This is a genomic window from Halosimplex carlsbadense 2-9-1, from assembly GCF_000337455.1.
Taxonomy (GTDB): domain Archaea; phylum Halobacteriota; class Halobacteria; order Halobacteriales; family Haloarculaceae; genus Halosimplex; species Halosimplex carlsbadense.
On the sequence record NZ_AOIU01000020.1, the window covers coordinates 1 to 26,682 of the forward strand.

29 protein-coding genes are annotated in these 26,682 nt (G+C 61.9%); 23 read left to right on the top strand and 6 right to left on the bottom strand.

Annotated elements, in window-relative coordinates; translation table 11 throughout:
• The 3 genes from C475_RS23065 to C475_RS23070 form a co-directional block, all read left to right on the top strand.
• Positions 1 to 901, top strand: a 901-nt coding sequence (locus tag C475_RS23065; protein WP_204366157.1) for a hypothetical protein, incomplete at its 5' end; no start/stop codon positions are given.
• Positions 902 to 967: 66 nt separating this feature from the next.
• Positions 968 to 1,222 (top strand): hypothetical protein, encoded by a 255-nt coding sequence (locus C475_RS08655; protein WP_006883434.1) that lies wholly within the window; start codon positions 968 to 970, stop codon positions 1,220 to 1,222.
• 43 nt (positions 1,223 to 1,265) lie between these two features.
• Positions 1,266 to 1,703 carry a hypothetical protein gene (locus C475_RS23070; protein WP_152436362.1) on the top strand — a complete coding sequence of 146 codons (438 nt, stop codon included), beginning with the start codon at positions 1,266 to 1,268 and terminating at the stop codon, positions 1,701 to 1,703.
• A gap of 51 nt (positions 1,704 to 1,754) precedes the next feature.
• Here the strand turns inward: C475_RS23070 and C475_RS08665 are convergent, their stop codons facing one another.
• A complete protein-coding gene (locus tag C475_RS08665) occupies positions 1,755 to 2,597 on the bottom strand; it encodes a hypothetical protein (RefSeq protein WP_006883436.1) in 843 nt (280 codons plus the stop codon).
• A gap of 110 nt (positions 2,598 to 2,707) precedes the next feature.
• Here C475_RS08665 and C475_RS08670 point away from each other — a divergent pair, with 110 nt between their 5' ends.
• The 5 genes from C475_RS08670 to C475_RS08690 all read left to right on the top strand — a co-directional run bounded on the left by C475_RS08670 (position 2,708) and on the right by C475_RS08690 (position 6,232).
• The gene (locus C475_RS08670) at positions 2,708 to 3,016 is read left to right on the top strand and encodes a DUF433 domain-containing protein (protein ID WP_006883437.1); all 309 of its coding nucleotides are present in this window, start codon (positions 2,708 to 2,710) and stop codon (positions 3,014 to 3,016) included.
• Between the two features lie 405 nt (positions 3,017 to 3,421).
• The gene (locus C475_RS08675; protein WP_006883438.1) at positions 3,422 to 4,672 is read left to right on the top strand and encodes a hypothetical protein; all 1,251 of its coding nucleotides are present in this window, start codon (positions 3,422 to 3,424) and stop codon (positions 4,670 to 4,672) included.
• Positions 4,673 to 4,753: 81 nt separating this feature from the next.
• Positions 4,754 to 5,452, top strand: coding sequence for a CPBP family intramembrane glutamic endopeptidase (locus C475_RS08680; RefSeq protein ID WP_049930340.1), 699 nt, complete (start codon positions 4,754 to 4,756; stop codon positions 5,450 to 5,452).
• 69 nt (positions 5,453 to 5,521) lie between these two features.
• Positions 5,522 to 5,818, top strand: coding sequence for an AbrB/MazE/SpoVT family DNA-binding domain-containing protein (locus tag C475_RS08685; RefSeq protein WP_049930343.1), 297 nt, complete (start codon positions 5,522 to 5,524; stop codon positions 5,816 to 5,818).
• Positions 5,819 to 5,821: 3 nt separating this feature from the next.
• Entirely contained in the window at positions 5,822 to 6,232 is a 411-nt protein-coding gene (locus tag C475_RS08690) for a type II toxin-antitoxin system VapC family toxin (RefSeq protein WP_006883441.1), read from the top strand.
• Between the two features lie 106 nt (positions 6,233 to 6,338).
• On the opposite strand, the gene C475_RS08695 is transcribed toward C475_RS08690, so the two are convergent.
• Positions 6,339 to 6,962: a hypothetical protein gene (locus tag C475_RS08695; protein ID WP_049930345.1), complete on the bottom strand. Its 624-nt coding sequence runs from the start codon at positions 6,960 to 6,962 to the stop codon at positions 6,339 to 6,341.
• A 154-nt stretch (positions 6,963 to 7,116) separates the two neighbouring features.
• On the opposite strand from C475_RS08695, the gene C475_RS08700 reads away from it, so the two are divergent.
• The 3 genes from C475_RS08700 (at position 7,117) to C475_RS08710 (ending at position 8,980) form a co-directional block, all read left to right on the top strand.
• Complete coding sequence (locus C475_RS08700) at positions 7,117 to 7,674, top strand: P-loop NTPase family protein (protein ID WP_152436363.1); 558 nt, start codon at positions 7,117 to 7,119, stop codon at positions 7,672 to 7,674.
• 78 nt (positions 7,675 to 7,752) lie between these two features.
• Entirely contained in the window at positions 7,753 to 8,598 is an 846-nt protein-coding gene (locus C475_RS08705; protein WP_006883444.1) for a hypothetical protein, read from the top strand.
• Between the two features lie 190 nt (positions 8,599 to 8,788).
• A complete protein-coding gene (locus tag C475_RS08710; RefSeq protein ID WP_006883445.1) occupies positions 8,789 to 8,980 on the top strand; it encodes a hypothetical protein in 192 nt (63 codons plus the stop codon).
• Here the strand turns inward: C475_RS08710 and C475_RS08715 are convergent.
• Complete coding sequence (locus tag C475_RS08715; protein ID WP_049930347.1) at positions 8,977 to 9,312, bottom strand: hypothetical protein; 336 nt, start codon at positions 9,310 to 9,312, stop codon at positions 8,977 to 8,979. The genes C475_RS08710 and C475_RS08715 overlap by 4 nt on opposite strands.
• A gap of 261 nt (positions 9,313 to 9,573) precedes the next feature.
• On the opposite strand from C475_RS08715, the gene C475_RS08720 reads away from it, so the two are divergent.
• On the top strand, positions 9,574 to 9,822 hold the full coding sequence (locus C475_RS08720) for a hypothetical protein (protein ID WP_006883446.1): 249 nt from the start codon (positions 9,574 to 9,576) through the stop codon (positions 9,820 to 9,822).
• Here the strand turns inward: C475_RS08720 and C475_RS08725 are convergent, their stop codons facing one another.
• Both C475_RS08725 and C475_RS08730 read right to left on the bottom strand, forming a co-directional pair.
• The gene (locus tag C475_RS08725; RefSeq protein WP_006883447.1) at positions 9,823 to 10,158 is read right to left on the bottom strand and encodes a hypothetical protein; all 336 of its coding nucleotides are present in this window, start codon (positions 10,156 to 10,158) and stop codon (positions 9,823 to 9,825) included.
• A gap of 14 nt (positions 10,159 to 10,172) precedes the next feature.
• On the bottom strand, positions 10,173 to 11,105 hold the full coding sequence (locus C475_RS08730; RefSeq protein WP_006883448.1) for an ATP-binding protein: 933 nt from the start codon (positions 11,103 to 11,105) through the stop codon (positions 10,173 to 10,175).
• Positions 11,106 to 11,356: 251 nt separating this feature from the next.
• Between C475_RS08730 and C475_RS08735 the strand changes: the two genes are divergently transcribed.
• The 8 genes from C475_RS08735 to C475_RS08770 all read left to right on the top strand — a co-directional run bounded on the left by C475_RS08735 (position 11,357) and on the right by C475_RS08770 (position 18,390).
• Entirely contained in the window at positions 11,357 to 11,764 is a 408-nt protein-coding gene (locus C475_RS08735; protein ID WP_006883449.1) for a hypothetical protein, read from the top strand.
• Positions 11,761 to 12,663 carry a transcription initiation factor IIB family protein gene (locus C475_RS08740; protein WP_006883450.1) on the top strand — a complete coding sequence of 301 codons (903 nt, stop codon included), beginning with the start codon at positions 11,761 to 11,763 and terminating at the stop codon, positions 12,661 to 12,663. The genes C475_RS08735 and C475_RS08740 overlap by 4 nt, the downstream gene beginning before the upstream one ends.
• 77 nt (positions 12,664 to 12,740) lie before the next feature.
• Positions 12,741 to 13,292, top strand: a complete 552-nt coding sequence (locus C475_RS08745) for a hypothetical protein (RefSeq protein WP_152436364.1) — start codon at positions 12,741 to 12,743, stop codon at positions 13,290 to 13,292.
• A 395-nt stretch (positions 13,293 to 13,687) separates the two neighbouring features.
• Entirely contained in the window at positions 13,688 to 14,566 is an 879-nt protein-coding gene (locus C475_RS08750) for a transcription factor TFIIB cyclin-related protein (protein ID WP_006883452.1), read from the top strand.
• Between the two features lie 126 nt (positions 14,567 to 14,692).
• Positions 14,693 to 15,040, top strand: coding sequence for a hypothetical protein (locus C475_RS08755; RefSeq protein ID WP_006883453.1), 348 nt, complete (start codon positions 14,693 to 14,695; stop codon positions 15,038 to 15,040).
• Between the two features lie 625 nt (positions 15,041 to 15,665).
• Positions 15,666 to 16,430 (top strand): coiled-coil domain-containing protein, encoded by a 765-nt coding sequence (locus C475_RS08760; protein ID WP_006883454.1) that lies wholly within the window; start codon positions 15,666 to 15,668, stop codon positions 16,428 to 16,430.
• 334 nt (positions 16,431 to 16,764) lie between these two features.
• A complete protein-coding gene (locus tag C475_RS08765) occupies positions 16,765 to 17,589 on the top strand; it encodes a hypothetical protein (RefSeq protein WP_006883455.1) in 825 nt (274 codons plus the stop codon).
• A 186-nt stretch (positions 17,590 to 17,775) separates the two neighbouring features.
• A complete protein-coding gene (locus tag C475_RS08770) occupies positions 17,776 to 18,390 on the top strand; it encodes a hypothetical protein (RefSeq protein WP_006883456.1) in 615 nt (204 codons plus the stop codon).
• Positions 18,391 to 18,508: 118 nt separating this feature from the next.
• Here C475_RS08770 and C475_RS08775 read toward each other — a convergent pair whose 3' ends face one another.
• Complete coding sequence (locus tag C475_RS08775) at positions 18,509 to 19,018, bottom strand: hypothetical protein (protein ID WP_006883457.1); 510 nt, start codon at positions 19,016 to 19,018, stop codon at positions 18,509 to 18,511.
• A 233-nt stretch (positions 19,019 to 19,251) separates the two neighbouring features.
• Between C475_RS08775 and C475_RS23075 the strand changes: the two genes are divergently transcribed.
• The 3 genes from C475_RS23075 (at position 19,252) to C475_RS08790 (ending at position 26,286) form a co-directional block, all read left to right on the top strand.
• Positions 19,252 to 19,716 (top strand): hypothetical protein, encoded by a 465-nt coding sequence (locus C475_RS23075; RefSeq protein WP_006883458.1) that lies wholly within the window; start codon positions 19,252 to 19,254, stop codon positions 19,714 to 19,716.
• A gap of 182 nt (positions 19,717 to 19,898) precedes the next feature.
• Positions 19,899 to 22,349 carry an AAA family ATPase gene (locus C475_RS08785; RefSeq protein WP_049930352.1) on the top strand — a complete coding sequence of 817 codons (2,451 nt, stop codon included), beginning with the start codon at positions 19,899 to 19,901 and terminating at the stop codon, positions 22,347 to 22,349.
• A gap of 85 nt (positions 22,350 to 22,434) precedes the next feature.
• Positions 22,435 to 26,286, top strand: a complete 3,852-nt coding sequence (locus C475_RS08790) for an Eco57I restriction-modification methylase domain-containing protein (RefSeq protein ID WP_049930353.1) — start codon at positions 22,435 to 22,437, stop codon at positions 26,284 to 26,286.
• The last annotated feature ends 396 nt before the right edge of the window (positions 26,287 to 26,682 follow it).

The following is a 26,682-nucleotide window of genomic DNA, read 5'->3' on the forward strand; positions in this document are numbered from 1 at the left end:
GTCTAATCCCACATACATAATCACGATGTCAGATGAACAGGACTGCCCGGTTTGCGGCGGCCAGCACGCCGGCCGGGTAGAGCATCGAATCACCCACGACGACGGTCTTGTCGACGATCCTATACTGAATCAGATCGAAGGCTGCGTCGAACACGTCGAACGGGAGGGGAACGTGTGGGCCGTCGTCTACCTCCACCATCTCGAGGACGACGTCCACCGACTCACCAGCCGGTTCAGCGACTACTACGCCGGCCACGAACTCCGGGTAGAGCGCGTCGACGACCGCGGCTATGGTGACGACGGGGAGCTGCGGCTGGGGCTGACGACCGGCAACGAACACCCCAGCGTCCGCGTCTGCCTCCCACCACAGGTAGCGCGCCAGCTCACCAGCCTCACAGGGAAGTGGGAGACGATCTACGAACCGGGGCTGTTCGACCGGGAAACAGCCCCAGAGATCGCCGCCGATGTCCTTGACGTTGAACGTGCCCGGTTGGAGCGGACGATCGACGATCAGCTGGACGGAATGGGTGGCCGCCAGCCGTGGAACCCGGAACGGGCCGTCGCGAACGATTCTGGCGTGGAACACGTGGCCGACGGTCGGGATGTCCTCCGGCTTCGCGACGACCACGCGGACACGTACGTCGCGCCGGCCGGTGACGGGGATTTTGGCCCGTGGGTGCGGGCGAAAGTACCTCTACGGGCCGCCGACGATCCCGGCCGCGACGACGTCGACGTGGATCTAGTTGAGTTGGAGAACGTCGCGTTCCACCTTTGTCGGCGGGCGGCCACTGTCGATGTCCTATCGTGGGAGGGGACGCCAGACGGCGTCGTGCAGGCCGTGTTCGAGGAACGCGATGCATCGGTCGAATCCTTCGAGGGAATCGTTGGCGACGCTGACTGACCCGGAGAAGAAACCGATAGGGGTGCGGACGGGACACCTTTGGCGGGCGGCGGTCAACACGTGGGTATGACCGGTCGGGGACGTGACTTGTCGGGGCAGATCCTCCTGTTCGTCGTGGTTGTGGTCATCCTGTTTGCGGGTTTCGCGGGGATGAACGCGCTTATGGGGTCGTCGACGGTCGAGGCAGGCGACCCTCTGTACAACGCGACCGGACAGTTCGTGGCGGATTGGACGGACGCCGCTTTGCTGGCGTTCAGCGTGTGCGCGGGCGTGATTGGGGTGGTTCTCTCCTACCTGTACGTGCTACGCGACGGTCGGTGATTATGTCATGCCTCCATCCGTTCAAACCCCCCTTGTAGCGCCAATGCCCGACACTATACATAAGAAAAATGGTAATAATGTGGCCGCCGATACGGGAGGTATGGTGCCAATCAGTCGCGAAGAAGTGGACACAACCGCCCAGCGGCTATACGAAGAACTTGAAGAGATACAGAAAGACCTCGAGCCAGAACACCCATCCGCATCAGCCCGCGTTGCAGCGTCGCACACGCTTTTGCTCCGTGTAGAGCACGGTGATCCGTGGCCACGGTACGTGACTGCCCGACTCGAGGCTGCAGAGCGGACGCTTGAACGGGCACTGGACGATCTGATTGAGGACGGAATGAAGGACAGGTTCCGGGACGTGGAGGCCGTTCGTGGGGGCGTCGAAGACCTTTGCGCGACCGTTGATGAAATCGAGCGCGGGGACATCGATGACGACGATCGGTGGCAGTGGCGGGATGAGTACTGCAGTCAGGAGTAGCCGCGATCGGCGGCACCGATGAGCGACCACCCCTCCTCGACTTGCTTAGGGTTACTCGAAGACCGCGTATTCTTCCGCGTCGTCCCACACGTCTTCCCACGGCTGGCGGAATTTCTCCGTTGACTCGAACTCCACCACGTACGTCGGATCGCTGCCGGCGGCGTGGAGTGAGTTCCCGACAGCGAAGCACTGGTTATCGACGAACAGGAGGCGGTCGTGCGACTTACTGCTCCGCCGCACCTCGATCCGGTGATCAGAGTGCTGGACTAGCTTCTCCGCAGCATCAGTTAGATCCTCTTTCCGGCCCTGTGTCAGAATCCGCTTGTCGACGTCTTCAGGGGCCTGTTTGAGATACACGATGGATTCTTCGTCGGCGTAGGCGTCGATGATGAAGACCTCTTCAGAAGCCTGAGCGACACGATTCTTGGTGCGGACGTAGAATTCGACCTCCTGATTGCTGCCGAACACGCGCGGCGTCGCCGGCACGATGTCGTCCGGATCGATCGCGGGGAGTTCCCCGTTGCCGTTCCCTTCCTCCATTTCCTCCAACCGGTCGACGTGGTCATAGGGGTCAGGAGAGTCATCATCGTCCTTGAAGTCGTCGTAGATGTACCTCATCATTCGGAAACAGACCGTTTCGTCTTCTTCGTACAGCCAGATGAAGAAGTCCAGTGTGACCTCCAACCGACTGCGCCGACCCATAATCGACCCCATTATCGAAGTCATCTCCAGACCGTCCTCTGCTTTCTTGAGGAGGCGCTGGATGCGGGTGTTTTCGCTGTCGTACACCCCGTGATTGGTCAGTAGAAGCAGCCAGTACGACCGGGGGAGATCGAGGTCGCTGACCCAGAGGGCGAACTGGCCGACAATCGGTTGTTTGGGGTCTTGTTCCATACTGATAGGATACGAACCTGATTGTTTAAAACACGTGACTGGCACGCACGTGAACGCTCCAGTACGGTCAGCCACCCATCGTTAAGACCGCAGACGGCCATTACCTCCGTATGAGCGGGGAGATCGCCCGCGATGCGGACGTGATGGACGGCCAGCCACGCGTCCGGGGGCGGCGGATCGGCGTCCATCACGTCGTCGGCCAGCTCGAAGCCCACGACGGCGACCGCGAACAGGTCGCCCACCTGTTCAACCTCGACGTCGACGCCGTCGACGCCGCCGTGGAGTACGCCAGCGAACACCCGGACGTCATAGAGCAGGTGCAGCAGGAGAAGCGGGCGTCCCGTGACCGGGTGCGCGAACAGGCGACGTACCCGCCGGGCGTTACCCCGCCGCTGCAGGAGAACGACGACGGGGAGTAGTCCGCGACACCGTCACCGGGTGGGGGCGCGAAATGTGTATATCGAGATGGAGTTTATTCGGGTGTTTTCGGCGGCCATCCCAGTCTTAGACGGTCGAATCAGGGGGTTTCGCGGTCGTTTTCGGAGTTCGATCGAATAGGAGGACGGATTTTGGGTGCTGTATGGTGGAGTAGCACCGCTGATTAGCAGTTCTATCTGCCTTCATATATCCATATAAAGGCTTGCCTACTTGGTTCATCCACTATCGGGAAGGGTTTAAGTTAAACAGGCAACTATTTGTAGGTGAAGGCAGGCGCGTGGTATCAGATACACAGATTAGCAGAGTTATCTGCGAATCTGGTACTAGACACGTGCCACCACGGCACGCACACAGACCACGCACCCGCCGCACCCGACGACCTACCAATGACCCAGAACACCGCTAACAAAGGAGGTGACCCTGACAAGACGCAAACCAGCTCTGACGACACTGACGCCGAACAGAACTCCAACGACACCCACCCGCTAGCCCAGCCCCCGGAGTACGACGAAACGACCGGCTCGAGCGGGAGTGCCAGCACGGAACGCGACGCCCCGGACGCTGGCGACGACGACCAGCCCGCCGACACCGATGAGGAACCTGACGCGGGGGCCGACCGCGACCGCGAAGTCGTCGACGGCCTGTCTATGGGGGAGTACCTAGCCCTCCCGCCGGCCGAACGCCCCACCCTCGACACGGACGCTGGCGACGCTGACAGCGACACGGAGAACATCACCCGTGGCGACGGCATCGCCGTCGACGGCGTACGGAGTGAGGAGGATATGGCCCTTGAGATGACCCGGTCGGAAGCATTCCGCGAACAGTTCCGCGACGTGATCGAAGGCGTGTTCCACGACGCCGATGTGGTGGTCTGCCCCGAAGAATCGACGAAGAACATCGTCGCAGACGGCGGCGAAGAAACGGAGCTGCAGCGCGGGCTTCGCGTGATCGACATCGCGGGAACGGACTGGCTGGTGATCGACCGCGACCACCCTCCCCTATCGATCCCGCAGCGCGTCCGTGAACGACGTGAGGATGAGCTGACCGGCTTCTCGATTCGCTACGGGACGGGCGGCGGCAACCAGTCGGAGTACCACAAGCTAGTCCGGGCGCACCGGATGGACGCCGTCGAACCGCCTGTTGCGTACGCGTTCGGCGTTCACGCGCCCGTCCCCGACGGCCACCGCAACGACGATGAGTACGTCCCGGCGCTGGAGTACATCTGCCTAATCAACGGGCGGAAGCTGGCGCGGCTACTGGCCGAAGGCGAAATCGCGCACACCCAGCCGATCGGCAACACCGACGCCAGCGGCACGGGCGACGGCACGCAGGCCGTGTACATCCCGCCGTTCATCCTTCGAGAGCACGACCTGATTATGTGGGAGACGGGAGAGTGGCAGGGCGACGTCATCGTCGATGAGGACGGCGTCATCCACCGTCACGCGGGCCGGGGGTACACGGACTACGACTGCGACGACCGCCGAACGCACGACTTGACCGCGTGGAGCGACGCGCCGGAACCGGCGGAGTACTGTGACACGTGCTGGCCCAGTGAGCCGGAGGGCATTCCGGACGACGTCCTCGACGAAGAGGACGTGGGACTCGAACTAGACACCAACGCGGACATCGATCTGTAGGCGACTCTCCCCCGGCGACGCGATACGATTATACCGCTGTATTGTAAAGTAATTAATGTAAAATATAATATGTTTAGTAGAGTGGTCGAATCGGTCACGAAACCGGGATGGCCCCGCGCCGCCGCCGTGACAGCTGCCGTTGTCGGCATCGTGCTTGGCGCTCTGTTCGGCACGATGGCCTTTGTCCGATGGCTCACCGGCGGGGACATCGGCTTGTTCGTGGTGGTGGCGTGCGGGTGTCTGTGTGCATTCGCAGCTGGCATCGCGTTCGCCACCGCAGCCGGGTTTACTGACAGTTTCCGCGTCCATCCTCGACGTCGGCATATTCCCGTGATTGTGGGGACAGTGACGGGGATGTATGCACTGACGTGGCTGGGTATGACCATCGCCGCAACCATCGACATCCCGGTCTCTCTGATGGTGCCGCACACATCTGGTTCTCCCCCGTCCGCCGTCATTGCCGGTGTGCTGGTCGCGATCCTGTTGATTGGGCCAGTCGAGGAACTACTGTTCCGTGGTATCCTGATGGACGCGATTTCCCGGGCGTCTGATTGGAGAACGGGTGTCGGGGTCTCCACGATCGTGTTCGCCGTGCTGCACGCGGTTCCGCTTGGCAGTATCGACCTCACGGTTGTGGTGTACGTGGCCTGCGTCGCTGTTGGTGGAGGCATTCTAGGAATCGTGTATCACCGAACCCGTCATCTTGGAGTGGTCGCGTTGATTCACGGCCTCTACGACGCGGTCATCATCGTTGCGGCGGCGGGCTACCTTCCTCTTTGACCACTCTCAGTACTCTCGAAGTCAGCGTAACCGCAACCGTGAAGTAAGAGCGCGTGGAGTATTACTTGTATGAGTAATACTGCATCGGACAACGGAGAAGAGGGGCGTGTCGTGAGCGTGTCCGAAAAGGGGCAGGCGACGATCCCCAAGCAGTTGCGCGAAAAGTACGGAATCACGACGCCGGGCAAGGTGCGAATCCACGAAAACGAAGACGGGGAGATCGTCGTCGAACCCGTCCCGTCGCTGCGGGAGTTCCGTGGCGCCGCCAGTAGCGACCGCCGTGGAACGGACATCCTCGACGAAAGCCGGGAGAAAGACCGGGAGCGCGACGAACGGCTCGAACGCGACCGCGGGGACGGGGAGTGACGGATGGCCGTCGACGACATCGTTGTTGACGCCGAACCGTTGATTGCGTACTACTGGGACGAAGCGGGTGCCGACACCGTGGACGACGTCCTCGAGGAGGTCGAAACCGGCCACCGCGACGGCGCGATCAGCACCGTCACCTGCACGGAGGTGGAGTACGTGTGCGCCCGCGACGACCCGGAACAGGCGTCCGCGTACGTCGACCGCATCCGGAACTGGTTCACGGTCGTCGACGCAGAAACGGTGTGGCGGGAGGCGGCCGCGTTCAAACGCGACCATACCGTCGCGCTGGGTGACGCCTATACGCTAGCGACCGCCGCCGAATGGGACGCGACCGCGTACGTCGGGGCCGACGACGACTACGACGACATCACCAGCGTAGAGATAGAGCGGTTCCGACAGGACGGCGTCTAACACACCGGAGGGCAGGAGGATCGACGCGACGACGGGTTTTCAGCGACGCAACCACCGGGGGTAGTGCCGAATATTCACCGTTCCAGCCGTGATTATGCGCCGGGTTCTACCCGGCGGCCAGATCGCCGGCGTTGAACAGGGCGCGTTGGATGTCGTCGATCGCGACGATGACTTCCTCGACCTCTTCCATAGCCGTGTAATCATCCGTCGCGTCCCGTGCGTGCTCAAGCGCCAGTGCGGCCAGCCGGAGGGACTCCCGGTACACCCCACCGGGTGATTCGGGTTCGCTCTCCACCGCGTTGAACAAGATGAATTCCGCCATCTCCACGTACGGGCGGACGTCCGGATCGTCCCGCACCGCGTCATCATCGGCAACCCTGTTGCAGTCGTTGACGATTTCGGTGAGGCGGTCACGGACGTCGTCGTGGGTCAGGTGGGAGTCCGGGACTGGTTCGTAGTCCTCCCAGTCGTCCAGCACCAGTTCGGCGGCGTCCAGCCCGCGAAGGACGCGCTCCGCGCGGCGTGTCGTCTCACGCATCGGGTGTTCCTCACGGATCTCCTCTATCATCGCGTGGAGGTCGGCCAGCCCATCGCGTGCGCGTTCGAGTTTGTCAGGGTCGGTTTCAGTCACAGTCCGTGCGTCGTCGTCGCTGTACTTGTCGCTTGGCGTAAGTATTAGGTGGGTGGGTCGTCCCGCCGCCTGCCTATGGTTAAGAATAAGGATAAGCATACGAACCGGGTAGTGTGACGCGCTGACGGTGAAACAGCGTGGAGCCGGCGCTACCACCCCTTAGACCGACATTTCTATTTGATGTGAGAAGAATAGTATCAAACGTATGTCAGATATGCATTCTGAGATTGCTGGAATCTGCGACGCGGTCGGCATGGACAGTGACATCCGGGAACAGGCAATCACCCTGCTCGAGGAAGTGGACGATGACGTGACCGACACTCACCAAGCAGACGTCGTCGCCGCCAGCGCGATCCACGCCGCCGGCGTGATCGAAGACGCGGACGTGACGGTCGATGCACTCAACGACGCCGCCGCCGGCGTCAGCCGGGACGTCCGTGATGCGTGCCTTGACGCCGCCGGGGTTAGCAGCTCCCCGCATCTCCGCGGCCGGCACGACCACAGTGTCGTCGGCCAAACCGAAGACGTCCTCAACCACGTGGAGACGATCCACAGTCGGATCGGTCGCGCCCCGGAGTCCTGCGTGGAGGCCGCTGAACGGGTGCTGAGCGAACACGGTGATGACTGGTGGGCGGATATGACGGTAGAGGTTGCGGCGGCGTGCCTGTACTACCGGGTCGCGGCTGCGGCAGGGGTTGACGTCGATGTCACGCAGGAGGATGTCGCGGACGCGGCTGGCGTCAGTACCCAGATCATCCGTGTGCAGCACGACCGGGTGCCCAGTTTCGATCCGTTCGATCTCTTGTGCTGACTGCCGGTCGGGTATCGCCCACTCCTACCCACTTTTGGGTAATGTATTTAACATTCAATATGTTAGTTACATTACGTGATGAAGAACCAATACGAAATCGTCACCAAGTCCGAACAGTCAGTCCACACCGATACCGCGACGCTCACCCCGGCCGTGCTGCGCACGGGCGGCGTCGTGGTGCTGTACACCCCCGATGACGGTGAAGACGAAATCCGCGGTGAGTTCGACGCCGACGCTGGAGAAGTCACTCTCGAGGATGGATCCACGGTCGAGCTGGACGACCGGGTTGCCAGCGTCCTCGAACAGCACGTCGAAAACATCCACGGAATCGCCGTCAATCACCGACTCTGGAATAACCGCCTTAACGTCTACCTTGACGACGGGGAGATGCAGACCGTGACTCACTTCCGCCAGCACCTCCCGGGCGAACTGGCCATCGGTGACCAACTCGAAGGCATCGAGCCAGAGGAGGAATGGGACGGGAATATCCCGTGGTACGACGCACTGGCGCACGTCGACGCGGACACCCGAATGGACGTTCTCCGGGCGCGTGCGGCAGCGATTACGGAGTACGACGCCGCGTTGAACACACCGATCGCGTCGCCGTGGGTCGACGTCGATGTCGACGAAGTGACGGAGGATAGTAACCGCGTGGAAGCCACCGGCCAGTTCGAGTACAATTCCAACGGGCAGTTCGACGGGTTCAGTGGAGAGTGGCGGGTCGTGTGGACGCCCCTGCACGGGTTCCGCGTTGCGGACGTGGATCCGACGTACCCGCCCCGGCAGGTCTGGTACGCCCTGTATCAGGAGCTGACCGGGAACCACCAACAGGACGTCGGCCGTCATCCGGACTGGCCCGAATGGGCTGATTACAGCGATTACGACAGTCGTGCGTCGCGCGGCCTGCTCACCGGCCTCTTCTAAGCATTTTATCGTGTTCGACGCCGGTGCCGTCCCCGGTTGAACTCTAGAAAATGTCAAAAGTCCAAGTTTTTACAGGGGTGGGGATACATACCTGTAGGTAAGGAAGCGCGGTGGTCGCCTGTAGAAAGGCCGCGTGATAGGGGTGCTAAGGACACGCGACCGCGCTTGCCCCCTTGAAAGTGAGCAAGCAATGTCAACGCAGAACGCCCACGCTGATGAAGGCAACGTTACGCTAACCAACTTTATCACCACCGACGACACGGCGTGCGACCGGGACTGGTGCCCCGGCCCCCGCGAAACGGCGGACGACCCGCTGCCCTGTTTCGACTGCTACCACGTCCTCGAGGAAGAGGCACGGGAGCAGTACGACTGCCGTCACTAATCCCGCCCGGCCCCGGAGTTGTTCCGGTCACCCGGCGGGAGGTCTTCCTGCCATCGCTCTAATGCTTTCGAGGCGCGTGGAAGGACGTCCAGCACCGCCGATGCGTGTTTAATCGTGGTGAGGTCGTCCGTGTCCCGGATCACGGTAGCTAGGAGTCGGTTGAGGTCGGCTACTGTTCGACGTCCGTTGATGTACGTGGGGTGAGGATCGTTCTCGACGTCGCGCGTCAGGCGGCGAAGTTCGAGGTGAGCGCGTTCGAGCGTGTCGTCGTCCATTTCGGAGAGTAGTTCGTTGATCTCCCGTCGGTCGTCTGTGTCAACACCGTCACCCATACAGCACGCGTAGAGACTATCCCTCATTAAACCCGTTCACCACCGTTAAGGCTTGTATAGGGCATTTTCGCCCGTTTCGGGATAGTTTTACGGAGATGCCAGACGTGGGTTTGAGTGCCCCGGTCACGGGGTCAGGGCTTAGGTGGAGTTATCGCTGACGTCCCGCTCTTGATTCAGGGCGGGTTTCCGTATTCTTCTGGGCACCCCGGAGTCGCTACACGCTTTTCCGTGTTGAATGAAAACATAACTATACCTACAAGTATGGGACTGAACGAACGCATCCAGAACAAGACGATTGGCGACCTCCTCTGGTGGGTCACCATCTCGACCACGGGGAGTCTGACCGCGTACCAGACCGCGCAGGGCTGGCCCGACGCCCTTACCGTCGTCGCGACGCCGTTCATGGCGCTGGTATTGGCGGGTATCGTGTGGTTCGTCCTCCCGATCCTCTTCCGCCTGCTCCGTGGATTTGTGGCGTTTCTGGCACCGGGATACGGCAAGCGGAAGTAGTCAGTATTCGCGGTCGATCTCCAACTTCCGCATCGCCCTCTCGAACACTTCGGGATGACGGCGGGCTAAGTCCTCGAGGTGGTTCCGGATCGATTGGGCGGGATCGACGTCGACGTCGTCGGCCTTCTTCAGTTCGCTGTAGAACTGGTTCATCTCCTCCGTGACCGCGATCCCGATCGTGTGGTCACGCTGCCCGCGTGTATCCAGCTGGTCGTAGTACTGGTCGACGTCGAACCCGCCATCGCCGTTATCCGGGCCGTCCGGCGTGTCTTCGTCGTGTTCCTGTTCTTCCGCTGCTTCATCCATCGCGTCGCTGAAGGGATTGCTCTCACTCATTCTTAATCATAACCTCAAGCATACGTTCGGATCGTCTCTGCCGTGATCTCCACACCGTCACCGTCCGCGTACTGTTCGACGCCGGCGCGGAATGCGTGGAAGCACTCCTGCCGGGTGGAGCGGGGTGTTCCGTCACTGCGCTCCACGATTGCCTCGACCGCACCGCTAGTGAACGGATCAATCGGGTAGCCGTCATCGTACTCCTCTCCCCGTGCCCACGACAGCCACCGACCGACCAGTTCCGCAGTCTCCGGGTACGTGAACCGCTCCAACTCCCTGTCCTTGGCGATGAACCGCGTCGCCAACGTTTCGCGGAGCTCCTCCAACCGCTCTGATGCCCGTGGCGTGCCGAACAGGAACAGCAGGAAGGTGGGTTCGCCGTCCCCTAAGTCCCCGATCGCTTGGAGGCCGCTGAGGAGTTCGCGGAACGTCCGCGTGTTCGACGCGACATCTTCGAGCTGGTCAATCTGGACGATGCAACACATCCCCTCCGCCTCCAACTGGTCGCTCACGTCCTCGAGGACGCTGAGGACGTCGTCCGTCGCGTGAGGGTAGGTGTCGGGTACGTCGACGGCGTCCGCTTCTTGGAGTTCGTCGAGGACGCGTACGTACAGCCGTCGCGTCGTGATGTCCGCAATCTCACGGATCCGCGCAACCGCGAAATCGTCGCTGGCCCCGCCGCTTTGGAGGCTGTCGTACACTAGGTCGCGGAAATGACTCTTCCCGCTGCCGGGTTCGTCCGTGATAGAGACGTGCCCGCTACGATTGATGAAGTGCGATGCGACCTCTTTCAGGAGGTCTTGATTCACGCGCACCGACACCTGTGCCGACGGGAGGCTTTCGCTGGCGAACGGCGTCCGTCCGTCCCGGAGGCCGATCTGCTGGCCGTACTCTTGTTGTGCGGCGTCCACTTTTTCGAGGGCTGCCGCGAATTGGTCGTCGCTCATTCACACAGGCTACCTATTCATAGCCATATTCTTAAGATTATGCACGACGTTCGTCTGACACCACCGGGTTCACCGGAACCGGCGGAGATGGTTTTCATTCACGACCCGGTCAGTCGTGGCGTATCGGATGTCGGTTCGCCGTACGGTGGTTTTCATTCAAGAGACGGGGTGTGTTTTCATCGGAACCGACGGGGGTGGGGCCAACCTCTTACCAAACTTTGAAGGAAACGGGCTTCGACGTGTTTGGTAAGATGACGGGCGGCCCCGACCCTGACCCGGACGCCACCGCCGAACAGCACGCGGACGCGGAGCAATCCCCGGTCGCAGGGGAGTTCGACGACCCCAGCGAACACATCCCGCAGTACATCCTCGACGGGCTGGACAGGCAAGACGTCCGCAGCCTCGAAGCCATCATCCAGTACAGCCGGGAGCGGATCGAAGAGTTGCAGGCGGAAATCAACGAAGAGGAACTGGCCGACGACGATGAGGAAGTCGTCGACGTCGACGTAGAGGCGTCACCCGGCTGGACACGTGTCGTCAAGAAGGTGCCCTGTGGGAAGGATTGTGGCGGCTGCCCGCACGGCCCTTACGTCTATATGGTCAAACGCACCGGCGACGGCCTCACGTGGGACTACCGCGGCAGAGCAGACGAACGATGACGACCGATCCCGTCACCACCATCGGTGACGTCCACGACCGGGCGGCGGACGCTGGCGTGACCATCTCCACGGACGCGGTAGAGCACGCCCACGACCTGTACACTACGCTACAGTCCCAGTGGGTGGACGGTGAAGCCCGCCACGTCCCGCACGACCCCGACACGCTGGCCGCGTGCCTGTACGCCGGCATACGGTCAGAAGGTGACGCGATCGCTGCGGGAGAGTTCGCGGACGCGGTCGGGGTGGCCGTGGGCGATCTCCTCAGCCGGGTGAACGCGATCGCGGGCGTGGTGGACACGCCTGTTTCCCGCCTCGACCCGGAGGCATTCCTCGAACGGTACTGTGAACAACTCCGCGTGAGTCCGGGCGTCGCCGGGCTGGCGTACGACCTACTCGAACGCGGGCGTGAATCAGGGGCGATAGTCAACAGGACACCGCGTGTGGCAGCTGCCGCTGCGCTGTACGCCGCAATTCGGGAACAGGACGCCGGGATCCGCCGCCGGGATGTGGAGGACGTGGCCGGTGTCAGCGGGCCCGCACTCCGTGATGCCTACGTGGACATCGAGGAGGCAGCGGACATCCACACGACGGAGAAGGAACGCACCCCAGCAACCGTGGAATCCGTGCGGCAGAACGTTGAACAAATCCACGACCAGCTCCGTGAACAGGGCGTGCCAGCGGTCGCGTTCGACCGGGCCGTCGACGTCCTCGAGGAGGACACGTCGTGGTTCCGTGGGTTACAGGCGGCAACTGCGGCGGCGGCCCTCTACTACTACGCCTGCAAGGCCGTCCGCGTGGACGTGTCGCAGGAAGAGGTGGCGGACGCCGCCGGCGTGAGTACGCAATCGATCTGGACGAATCGGGAGCGGGTGCCGTTCGCGGTGGGCGACAGCGGTTGACCAGCACTGGCAGCGGCCGGTCGGGCCACCACCCATAGGTCAATTCTTTTACATATAGGATTCATTATATTTCGATGATGGCAACGCTATCCGATTACACGTTCACCGACACAGACGGAGCAGGCGCGATGCTGATGGAGACGACGTCCGATCTCGAAGTAATCAACGACCCCGGTCGCGAATGGGTGTTCTACCGCGTCATCGAAAACGAACCCACCGACGACGGCATCCCGATCACCACGCCCGACCCCATCCAATCCGACGTGATCGAGGTGATCGAAGACGACGGCCCGCGGTACGTGCCCGTCCACGGTCTATGCGAAGTTCCGGTACTGGCCGCCACCGTCGGCGGAGCGCGGGAGACGTACGCATTCGGCCATCGCCCCCGGCCGTCCGGCGTACCCCGCATCCAAAACAAGACCACCGGTGCCGGGCCGGCCCAGCGTGCTGAACAGCTGGCCGCGTTCCCCGACGACGTCCCAGCTGATACCGTCGAAGAGTACCAGCTGGCGAACGGGTACCGCGTGTTCAACGTGAACGGAAAGTGGACGGCGGTCGGTAAGCAGTCCGGGCAGCCTGTTCCCCTCGACCACGTCGTCCTCACCACACCGTGGGACGGATTCCTCTGACCCCCGCGGTCGATACGTCTAAAACCAGTCCCGCGTGTACGATCGCGTGCAGCACCCGAATGGGTTCGCGGGTGCTGACCGGCCGTCGGGTGCGGCCATCACACGCTTCTCTGTATCTGCAGGCCGTGGTAGTGAGGGGTCTACTGTACGTGAAAAGTGGAAGAGAAGCACTCCGGGGGACGGCCCCCGACTGTCCTGACCCTGACAGCTACGCACGCTCCCTGACCGGGAACGCATCTGTTTCTAATCTGTCAAGATAGTTAAGGTATTCCCGACAATACCCGTGAGAAGACGTGCAAACCGTCTTTCCGGCGGGAACAGTAGTTTTTTAAGTCCGCACTATACACCCACTTTCGATAAAGGTTTAAATATCGACGTGGCGTAGTTCCCGTTAGATGAGTGAGAGTACGCTTCACGACACGATCCAGACGATCCGGGACGCCGACGTCCCCGTTAGCGACGCCGACGCCGAAGCCGCCGCAGAGATCTACGACCAGCTCGAAGACACCATCACCGATCCCGACCAGTTGAAGCTCCCCGACCAGCCGGAGACGTACGCGGCGGTCGTGTTCGCCGCCGTTAGAGCGACCGGCAGTCCGATCGCCGCCCGCGAAATCGCGGACGTAGTCGACGTGGATACCGGCCGCTTGTTCCGGCTGGCTGACCGCGTCGTCGATCGCGTCGCCATCGACGTCCAGCTCCGGGACGCGCACGCCTTCATCGACCGGTTTGGGGACGCCCTTGACGCCGAAGACCACGTCACTGCACGGGCGCACGCCCTATACGACAACGCACCGGACGCCGTGAACGGTCGCGCTCCGCAGGTCGCCGCCGCTGCTGCGCTGTACGCCGCGATCGACGAACTCTCCGCTCCCATCAAGCAGGGCGATGTCGTCGATGCGGCCGACGTCAGCAGCCCGCCCGTGTCGGCCCTGTACACGGACATCCAAGCAGAGGCCGGTGTCACGTCGGAGGACAAGCGGGAGCAGCGCCGGGAAAGCATTCGCGACCTGATGGAGCGGATCCACGACGACGTCGGGGCTGATAGTGGTCTTGACCGCGCCGAAGACCTCCTCGAGGAACACGGCGTGGAGTGGTCGGAAGAGATCGACGTGCGGACGGCCGCCGCCGTCCTGTACTACTACGCGGCGCGCGACGATGGGGCGGTGAGTCAGGCCACGGTCGCGGACGCGGTCGGGATTAACCCGACGGTCATCGGGCGGCATCGCGACCGGGTTCCGTTCGATGTCGACGCCGTGACGGCAGAAGCGTGACCAATCTCCGCCCACCGACTTCTCTCTATAACCGCCAATCCCAGTATCCGGGCGTACACGACCTCAGCACGCCCAGAAAACGACAGGGGTGGATGCTTAACTGGGTGGCGCTCAAACCTGACGGCAATGAGCCAGCGAATCGAAGCCCCGCCACCCGACACACCGCTGGACGAAATCACGATTCCTGTCGACGCTGAAGACGAAATCTTCGACCGGTTCGACATCGCCGCAGCCGCTGTGATCGCTCTTGACGATAAGGGCCGCCTCGACGACGCTGGAACGGATCCTCAGTTGATGGCTATGCTGGTAGAATGGGAGAAGGCGAAGCGGCTGGTGCTAGCGTGGATGAATCAGGAGATGGACGCGGTCGAGGCCGGGGAAATGGGGCCAGAGACGCCGGAACGGGTGAAAGAGCGCCTCCGGAAAATGGATCAGGTCGACGACCGGATCGACGCCAGCGACGTGGACATCTAACCACGCCGACGTTGGCGACACTTGTTTTGGTAGACGGCCGGCTGGCTGTTTGGTAGGTGAGTGATGGGTGCAGGACAAAAGCCTGCACCGTGGACACGGCCAAGTGTCGTGTTCCGGTGTACGATGAGCAGGAAGGTGTTCCCTTCCTTTACAGCGTTGCTCAGAGGGTTTCCCCTCTGAGGTTGAATGTCGTGTCGCCCCTGCGGGTTTCCCCAGTCAGGAGCTCAGACGGACGGTGTGATACGGGTGCTAATTCAGTCGGCACCCGCATGAAGGTTACGGTTAGGCGGATCTTGGTCGTGTGACGGGCGTCAGACGTTGCTACCTGTAGTATTAAGTGGAGTGCGTAACTACAGCACGGTAGCCACCGCGACACGCCATCGACCGGTTGCCGCCGGCTGGGTCGGCGTGATCGAGGATGTCGAACACGGGGACGTCGGCAGTGTACCCCCTACGTGCCGGGCGGTGTGATACAGCTCCACCCGTACCACGTTTTGGGCGCTAGCCGACAGTACTATTCCTGTACCCTGTTCGACCGCTCCGCGTTCACGCCATCCACCGCTGCGGCAGCCAGAGGGATGGCACGGCCAAGTGAAGTGTTCCGGTGGCACCATGAGCAACAGCAATGTCAGAAAACACGCAACCCACGGCGGACGCATCGGACATCGACCAGCTCCGCGATCTCCTCAAACACGTCGACGTTGACGCGGACTCCCCTCTCCACACGATCATCGACGGCCTCCTAGACATCGTTGGTGACCTCTCCGCGGAACGCGACGACCTCCTCGAACACGTCAAGGAACTGGAACAGGAGCTGGCGGATGCAGAAGACCGGATCGAGGAGTTGGAGACGGAGCTGTCGAACTACCGCAACGAAAACGAACAGGACAAGGCCGGGACGAAACGCCGCGTCACCACGAACGAAGAAGCAATCGCCACCCTCGAAAAACACGTCAACACCGACGCCACCGAAGAAACCCCGGACGAAGACGCCGACGATGAGAGTACCGGGACGGGAATGACCGCCCTCGAACAGATCGTCCAACTCCCCGACAACGTCGCGGAGCGTGAGCTGTCGAAGAACCAGCAACGCGCCCGGAAGATCGCGATGAACCTGCCGGAATACACGCAGAAAGTCCCAGCCGGGCACGCAATCACGACGTCGGAACTGGCGACCGTGATGGCCAGCCTCGAAGGTGAACGCCCGCACAGGGAGACGCGGTCGCGGGTGCTGAAGTTCTTGAACGATTTCGCCGGGGAGTACGGCAAGGTCGTGAAACGGCGCGGGAGGAAGCGGTTCGTCCTCGAGGAAGGAATCATCGCCCGACTGGAGCGGACGACGCCGGGGAGCAACCAGACTGCGGGCGTCACGGGCGTGGTGACGCCCTAGGAGGTAGAGCGTCACGATGACACCCGCTAAGACCGGCCCAACCGGGATCCAAGGTTAGGACACCTCACACGAACCACCACGGCCCCGCCGCGTCCGCCTGTTGTTCTAGTGGCTACACTGGGGAGAACCCCCTTTCCTACAGTAGTGTAGAACGTGAGTGAAACACTATCTGTAGGTAGGGACTGTCTCACCCCGTCACAACACCCGTGACGGTTCCACCCGTGGAAGGACTGTTCCAACGTCGGGGGTTCGTCGCGGGAGTTGTTCGTCGACGTCCTTTGCACCCGCTCCAGCTGCACGCTTTTCCGCCGTCGTTGTTTATGTCAACAATGTTATGAAGTCCGCTCCCCGGAACTACCTCCGCACCATCGTCCGGGCCGCTGACGACTTGGAGCTCTCCGTGCAGACTATCCTCGACGCCACCCACATCGCGACCCGGCTCGAAGCAACCAGCGACGTCGATCACGCCGAACGCGTCATCGCTGCAGCCAGCCTGTACGCCGCCGCCACTCATCGCGACGGCGACGTGACCCGCACCGCGGTCACAGATGCCCTCGAGACGTATATGAACGACCGTCTCCGCCGCCACGCCACGGAGATCGCCACCGATACGGACTGCCAGACGTCCCTGCAGCACGCCGACGCCCCGCACTACCTTGTCCACGACTCCTTCACGAACAGCTACCACGTGATCAGCGACAGTACGGACGGCGGTGTCATCTGTGCGTGCGGGGACTTCGTCAAACTCTCCACGGACAGCATTCGCACGACCACCAACCCGTTCCAGTATCACATCTGCAACGCCTGCGCGGCTGAAGTCGAAGCCACCTCTTCCGCGCCGGCCGCTGACGGCGGAACTACGTCCCGTGCCACGTTCGACGCCAGTGCTGCTCACGACGCGGTCGACGACCTCCACTCTACTCTCTCTGATGAACTCCGCCACCCGCCCACCGACCGCGTTCGAGCGTACGCGCACGGCCTCATCGACGCCCTGCATGACGTCGACGATCGCGAACGACGTGTGGCCGCCGCCGCGTACCTCCGTGCCGCCCGCCAGACCCAGTTTGACCTCTCCCCGTCGATGGTTACTACCCTCGAGCGCAGCGTCGACGCTGGCACGCTCTCCCGTACAGTCGATCGTCTCTTCACTGATTCTTAACCCTATTCTCAACCCTATTCTTAACCATAGGATTGAGGGTGAGGATAAGCTGTTATAACTCCGTGTTCTTACCATACATTTTGAAAGAGAAAACCACCAGACGACGGTGGGTGTTTGGTAAGGAACCGGCCTTAATGCATCCGCCGGCGAAGTACCGGTGCGGTCGAAGATGGCCGCAGCCAGTCAATGGCTACAGAGAGCAACCTACCCAGCTACGACGATCCCAGCATCGGTGACAAGATCGGTGACGACCTCCCGCGCCCGACACCGGACGCCGTCCTGAAAGAGTTCGACGGCGTCGTCGGGAGCGAAGGGCTGCGGCTGCTGCGGTACCGGCGGAAGGACGGGGATGAACACTACGTCCTCTCCTACGGAACCGCGGCAGCCAGTGAAGGCTCACGGCTCGAACACGTGGTCGTCGACGAAGGCGTCCGGGTCAACGTCGTTCAAGTCCACGACGAACCGGACGGCTTGGCAGAAGCCGTCCACGACGACGTCGTCATCGACCCACCAGAGGGACTCCACCTCCGTTCCAGATGCCTCCCGACGTATCCGTGGGAGCACCCATCTGACTGGTTGGATCGGGCCCCTAACCCCGACGAACGCCTCTGGTACTACGAACCCGGAGTCAACGAAGTCCGGCACTGGCTGGTCGAGGTCGAGATGGATGCCGTAGAGATACTTCCGGGATACGATCCCGCGGACATCAAAGACCACACGCTGAACGGCCAGCCGGTGAACGTCGATATGGGTCGCCGGTACCGCTACATCATCGACTTGGAGAACAAGAGCATCTTCTAACCCCGGTCGAAACGCCCGCTTCTTGATTTCCGTCTGTTCTTACCTAACGATTCAAAGACAGAAACACCGTACTGCGGCGGTTGTTTGGTAAGGAAACGTGCTTAATGCACCCGCGCGGCTACAGGAAGGTGGCCAGATAATGGCCGCACCCAAAGCAAACCCCACTGACGACGAAGAACCGCCGTTCGCTGAAGGCCAACCGTTGCGAAGTGCCGTCGACGACGAATGGTTCCGTCGCCCGGTCGCGGTCGCGATCCACGGCGGGCCGATTGAGGGCCGCGTCGAACTTCACGACCTCGAGGACGCCGATGACGTCCCACGGTACGTAATCGTCCGGCGCTACCCCAACCTCGACGAACAGGAGTTGTTGGGCGACGCCCGACCGGCCACCATCGCCGCTACAGGCAACCGGTTCCGGATCGCGACACGGGCACGGAACACGCGCGGCGTTCAACGTGCAGCAGAGCAGGTCGTTGCTGCGCTGTTCGGCGGCGTGAACGGCATCGTTCACGCGGAACAGTATGACGACGGCTGGTGCTTCCGCGTCCCTGCGGAAGAAGTGCTGGTGTCTGAAAACGCCCACCTTGACCCACTCTGCCACAACGGCAGAGCTGAAGTCATCCTTCACTTGAACGGGTAGGCCTCCACAACGATCTACCCGACTAGTTCGACGAAAGACTGCTCACTTCTTAGCCTTAGTCTTATTCTTAAGAATAAGGATAGGCAGGTATAACTCTGTGGTCTTACCATACATTTCGGAAACCATAATCGCAAGACGGCGGCGGTTGTTTGGTAAGGAAACGGCCTTAATGCACCCGCCGGCCAAGTACTGGTGCGGTCGAAGATGGCCGCAGCCAGTCAATGGCTACAGCGAATCCCCCAACGTACGACGCGCTGGTCTATGGAGACGTAGTCGGAGAAGACGTAGACCTAGTACCGCACGAAGCCATCCAGTCACGGTTCCGCGCCCAACGGTATGGGCACGGGGAACTGACCCTGCTCCACTACCAAGAGCCGGACGGCGACGAACGGTACGCCCTGACCAAAGAGATGGGCCCCAACCGGATCGTCGTCGACGTCGGCCCCGACGTTTGCGTGGAACCCGTCCACGACGAACCGGACGGGATGGCTGACGACGTCCACGACGCGGTCATCGACGAACCCGTCGTCACGCCGTTGATCACGCCGACGGTCGAGGAAGGCGACCCGCACGTCTGGCTGGTCGACCTCAACATCAAGGCCGTCGACAAGATCACGGAGTACGATCCCGGTGCCGTCAACGACGGTGCCTGCGGACGGTACCAGTACCTCCTCAACGTCCGCTAACCAGCGCGGTTCTGCTTCCCGGTTCTACCGGAGAGACGACATCAACTTTTTCGCAGCAAGCGCCGGCTCTAACCCGTTGAATATCAAATTTATTACGTCTGGAACGCATGAATGGATCGCGATCGAAGATGGGCCAAACCACCCGCTCACGGACGTATTCGACCACCGACATCGCCAAAGCGATGGCTGCCGAACAACCCGAACTCTACCACGCCGTCAAGGGGACACTCAGCGTGCTGCTCTACGTCGGTGTCGTACACCTGCTGCTCACTCCCGGTACCGCCGACACTCTCACCCTGATTGTGCCCGGCGACATCGCCTCCGCGCTCACCCGCGGGCATTACGTGCTCATCATCGCGATCGCGACCGCCGCCACACGGCTATGGTGGTGGACGCTCCCCACGACGTACTCCCGCAACACGACCGTTGGCGTCCTCTTCAACCTCCTCCTCTCCACCGGGATCACCCTCACCGCCATCGCCGCCTACGTGGCCGGCATCGGGATCGCCTCCACCGTGATGCTCACCGGTATGGTCGGCGTCCTGTTCAGCACCACCGTCCTCCACGACACGACCAACGACACCTACGGCGCCGAACCCGTCCGCGTCGCCGCCGACGTCGCCATCCGCGTCCCGCTTATGCTGGCCATCCCCGTCCTTAGCGTCGGCGGCGGCCTCACATCCGCCGGGTCGACGGTCACCCTCATCGCGGGCGTCACGCTCAGTCATCTCCTCCCGGCGGCCGCCGGAATCGCTGCCGTGGCGTACGCCGGCTACCAGCTCTCCCGCAAGGTCGAGGCAGTCGACCGCCGGATCCCGCCCGCGCTCACCATCGATCCCGCGCCCTACCCCGCCACCGGCTCTAAGCCCCGTGTGGCGTACCAGCCCACGCAGACGTCCACGTCCACGCCGGCGACCGCCGCCACGACGACGGGCACGGGTAGCGACACGATCGCGACGGCAAGCGACGGCGGCCTCACACCCACGCAGACGTCCAGCGACGACACCACCGCTGGCACGGACGCGCCCGACGTCACGTTTGACGACGTGGCCGGGATGGCCGACGTGAAGCAGCAGCTCCGACAGGACGTCCTCGATCCCTACCAAGACACGGACTACGACCAGTACGGCATCGACCCGGTCACGGGCGTGCTACTCCACGGCCCACCCGGCACCGGGAAGACGTACATCTCGAAGGCGATCGCCGGCGAACTCGAACACAACTACTACCAGATCGACACCAGCGACGTCATCTCCGACGTGGTGGGTCGGGGCGTCAAAGCCCTCACCAGCCTGTTCGAGGACGCCCGCCAGAATCAGCCTGCCGTCGTCTTCATCGACGAAATCGATGCCATCGCCCCGGAGCGTGGTGGGGACGCGCAGATGACGCAGTCCCAGCAGCAGACCGTGAACACCCTCCTCGAACAGCTCTCCACAATCAACGACGACGATGACGCGGACGTGCTGGTCATCGCCGCCACCAACAAGCCGGAGGAACTGGACGACGCGCTGAAACGCCCCGGCCGGTTCGACACGACGATCGAGGTCGACCTTCCCGACGCGGAGACGCGGCTGGCCGTCCTCAAGCAGGAACTCAACCGTAGCGCCGTCCCCTTCGACAAGCTCCATCCCGACGACCGCGACGACGTCGTGCGGGCCACGGAGGGAATGAGCATCGCAGCAATCACGCGTGTCGTCGAAGGGGCGGAGCGCGCCGCCGTCAACCGCGCCACCGGGGACGACACGCCCCGAATCTCCCGCGACCTCCTCTTCGAACAGCTCGAAGACGTCCGTGAGCAGCGCCGGGAAGACCAAGCCAGCGAATACATCGCGGAACAGCCCGACATCACGTTCGACGACGTCGGCGGGATGACCGACCTCAAGCAAACCCTCCAGCAGAAGGTGATCGACCCCTTGGAGAACCCCGAACGCTACGAAGAGTACGGACTGACCACGGTGAACGGCGTCCTGCTCCACGGCCCGCCGGGCACCGGGAAGACGTACACCGCGAAGGCGCTGGCCGGGGAAACCGGGCACACCTTCCTCGACGTGAACGGCAGCCAGCTCACCAGTAAGTACACCGGGGAAGCCGCCCGGAAGATCGCTGACCTGTTCGACCGCGCTGTCGACATCCAGCCGTGCATCCTGTTCATCGACGAAATCGACGCGATCGCGCCCGAACGCAACAACAGCGAAAACGTACACCAATCGCAAGAACAGGCCGTCAACGAACTCCTACAGGGAATGACCCGGATTCAGGGCGAAGACGTGGTCGTCGTCGCCGCCACGAACAAGCCCGACACCGTCGACGACGCCCTGAAACGCGCCGGCCGGATGGATGAACAGGTTGAGGTTGGCCCGCCGGATCACGCGGCCCGACGGGACATCCTCCAAACCCATCTCGAGGACAGACCCACCAGCGACGACATCAACTGGGAACACGTCACCAGCAAGACCGACCCCCAGCACTTCCGCGCGCCGCTGGTGGCCGCCGACATCGAGCAGATCGCGGACGACGCCGCACGCCGCGCGATGGAGGATCCCGACACGGACACGATCACCCAGTTCCACCTCATCACCGCCATCCAGCACGCAGAAAGCAGTCTGGCCGGCACCAACTACACGGGGTATTAGCGCCGTGGCGCCATCGCCCGATTCTGGTTTCTGTTCTACAGGATATTCAATACCATTTTCATGGGGGACTGCATCCGCCTATTATATGCAAACCCGTGCTCCACGGAGTTCTTTCGTCTTCGACGCCCTCAACCCCACCAGTGAGGACGACATCGTGGACGCGGTCGACGACGCGATCGCCGAAAGTGTCGACCGCCTCACCAACGAAATCGACGCCGACCGCCTTCACGAACTGCTCACTAACCGGGACACAACAGACGTTCTCGAAGGCCGGGACATCAGCGGCGAAGCCGACCCCGAACCCATCACCCGCCAACGAATCGTCGAACCACTACTGGACGTCTTAGGATTCGACGATCGCCTCCGTGAAGTCAAGGGCGAAGGCGAAGAAGGCCGTGTCGGCGCACTCCGGGCCGACTACTCCATCAGCCTTGATGACATCGACACTGAATCCGAACGGCTGCTGATCGAAGCAGAACCAATCGGGAAGGGTCTTGACGACTCCGACCACGGTCTAGGCCAAGTCCGGGACTGGCTGAGTCGCCGCCGATTCCGTGCCGACTACGGAATTGCGACCGATGGCATTCGGTGGATCTTGGTCAAGTACGACCCGGACACGGACGGCACTGACGTACTGGTGAGTGTTGACCTCACTCCGGCGTTCCTCCACCATCTTGACACCGAACAATCCCAACTGGGCAGCGCGCACACCGACCGCGTCGACGAATTTGTCGCCGCCTTCGAGCGGTACAACCTTTTCGACGTTATCCGGGAGGCCCCCGCGGTGCTGGCCGCACAGCGCAAAGATCTGACCGACGAATTCTATGACGAATACGTGTCGGCAGTGTTCGGTGACCCCGACGATCCCTCTAGCACGTCGCTCATCAGCGACGGCGTCCTCCCGCCTGACGACGCCACAGTCGAACACCAGCAACTGTTCGCCGTCACGCTCACCAACCGCCTCATCTTCGTCGAATTCCTTGAGGACAAGTGGCTGGTAGAGCCGGGGCTGTTGAACAAAATCGTGGATGAATACCGGGACGGGTACTACCCGAACACCTCCCTGTACAAGCAATTCATCCAACCCCTGTTCTACGACGTACTGGCGACCCGTCCCAGCGAACGCGACGCTGGCGCTGACCACGAACTCTTCGAGGGGATTCCCTACCTCAATTCCGACCTGTTCCGCCCCGAAATCGAAGGATCGGGGCAAGAACCGGTCGACGAACACCCATTCGATGTCCGGGACGACGAACTCATCGAAATCATCGAACTGCTCGAAGACTACACATTCAGCGCGGATGGCCGCCCCAACGACCTCGACCCCAGCATTATCGGGAACGTGTTCGAGAAGACGATCAACAAGATCACGCTCTCCAGCCAGTCACAGAAGGAACTGGGCGCGTACTACACCCCGGACTCCATCACCCGATTCTGCAGCGAACGCACCGTTCCACCCGCACTCCTCGAACGCTTCCAAGAAGTCGCCGGCGACGAAGAAGGCGACTACTACTACCTGATGGACTGGGAACACGACGACATCGATGCGTACGACGACGTGTATCAGTTCATCGACGACCTCCCGCAACTCGAAGGGATCGAAGACGACCTGCTAGACGTGGTGAACGACTTCCGCGCGATTGACCCCGCGTGCGGCTCCGGGCACTTCCTCACCTCCGTTATCAACGACATCGTCCGCATCCGACGCGCCATACACGAACGGAAACCCGACCCCACGCCCGCACCCTTCACACTGGCCAAACGGACGGTTCTAAACAACATCTACGGCGTCGACATCATGCCGCAGGCCGTCCAGATCGGCAAACTCCGACTCTGGCTCTCCGTCCTCGAGAAAGGAGAGACGGCGACCCTCCAGCGGAAAATGGAACAGGAGGATGAAGACTGGCTCACCCTTCCGAATATCGGCTTCAACCTCAGAAGTGGCAACTCACTAATTGGGTATATCGGGTTGGAGGAGGAGGGGCAGACCACGATTGGGTCATGGAACCAGCAGTCCGTCCGCAGACGCTACGCGGACGTCATTCGGGAAGTCAGAGAGTACAAGCGTACGGACGATGACGAAGCCGCGCTCGAAGCCCGCCACGAAGCAGAGGACAAGATCCGCGACCACGCAGAGGGTCTGAATGAGCGGATCCGCGACGACTTCGCGGAAGCCGGCGTTGAGGACATCACCGCTGACGAAATCGCGGACTACGACCCGATGCACTGGGTCGTGGAATTCGCGGAAGTGTACGCCGAAGGTGGGTTCGACGTCATCGTCGCAAATCCGCCGTGGGACAGGCTCACCGCCGACCGCGACACGTTCTTTGCCCGGTTCGACGATCGGTACGACGTCGGGTTCCGCGTGCTCCCACCGTCCGAAGCCGACGCCCGCGTCGAAGAGCTCCTCGAGGACGATGACATCGAAGAGTCGTGGGAGGAGTTCCGCCGCCAGATGGATCAACGGTCGACGTACTTCAGCAACAGCGACACGTACGACCTCCAAGACCCCGAAGTGTTCGACCGCAAGGTTGGCGCCGAAGACGATCTGTCCCGCCTATTCCTCGAACGCGCGTTTGAGCTGGCACGCGACGACTCCCACACCGCGTTCGTTCTGCCCGGTAATCTCTGGCTGGGTGCCAGTGCGAAGGATCTCCGCCGTCACCTCCTCGACAACACCGACTTCCACACGCTGGCGCAGTTCATCAATGGGGACATCTTCGACAACGTCGACAACCGGAAACGCATCTGCATAATGGCGTTCGGGAACAGCGGCGAAACCGACACTGTCCACGGTGCGTTCGAACACGGCGACACCACCATCCTCAACGATTTCGACGACGCCGCCATCACCGTTGAACGCGATCTACTGGATCAATTCAGCCCAGAATCCTTCGTCTTCCCGTACATCCGCAGCCGCGAACAGATCGACATCCTCGAAACGATTATCGACCACCCGATAATCAGTGACGACACTCAAGACTGGTTCCTCAACCCCTACCGCGAACTAGACCGGACGAACGACCGCGACCGGTTCATCGAAAACGAAGCCGACGGCGACTACCCCGTGTACGGCGGGCGGAACGTCTACCAGTACAGCTACGACGACACCCACATCGACATTCAAAAACCGGAGTTCTGGAGCGTCAACGACGGTAGCGACGATGACGCCCGCCAACGCATCCGCGAAAAGAAACAACGCGACCTGAAGAACGCGATTTACCACGACCTCAACCTCAGTGGATCGTCGATGAAGGGTGCGGTCAACGACCTCCTGCAGAAACGCCGTAGCCGCGAACTCACGCCCGACGACGTCCTCCTCGACTGCAGCGCGCCCCGGATCGTGTACCGCGACGTCGCCCGCCCGACCGACGAACGGACGATGATTGGCGCGGTCATCCCATCTGGTGTCGTCTGTCACAACAAGCTCCACACGGTGAGCCGGTTCGAACCCAAACCCGCTGCACGCGACGAACTAGAAGAGTTCCCGCTCCACAACATCTACCACCGTACGCTCACCGACAAGGAAATGTTCGCCGCGCTGGGCCTGTTGAACAGCCTCCCGGTCGGCTACCTGATGCGCTCGAAGATCGACTCCACGGTCGTGATGTACAAGGTCAAAGAATCGCAGATGCCCCGCCTCACCGAAGGTGACGACTGGTTCGACTACATCTGGCAGCGCGCTGCGCGCCTCAGCTGCTACGGCCCGCAGTTTGAGGATCTCCGTGAGGAACTGGACATCGACGCGGCGACCAGCAAACAGGAACGCGACCGCCTCCGCGCGGAGATCGACGCCGCTGCGCTAACCGTGTACGGCCTCAGCGACGACGAAGCTGAATACCTCATCAACGACTTCTACCGGACGGACGACCCCACGCTGATGACGGACGACTACTTCGACCTAGTGCTGGAGAAGTACCGCCAGATCGACGCCTAACACCCGCCGACCCCACGCCTCTTCATCCCGCCCGGAACCTCATTCGAGGAACACCAGCACTTCTACCGTGAACCCCTGCCTGAACAGGGCCTACTCCCCGGCATTCGACGCCGTGTCGCGTGAACCTCATTCCCCACATTCCGGGCAGCCGCAGCATTCCACGCAGCAGATACTGTTCTTAATTATAGGATTAAGAATAACCAGCTGTCCCACCCCCGCTCCCGTCACGCCCTTCAGGTTGTGAATCTGACACTCAACACGAATGCGACGCCTCCGAACACGACTCCGCCAACTGACCCCTCCCACCCTGCTCACGCTCCTCATCATCACCGCCGGGTTCGCCGCGTACGGCGCACCCCGGCCCGCCCTGACACCCGCAGCAATCACGCCCACGGC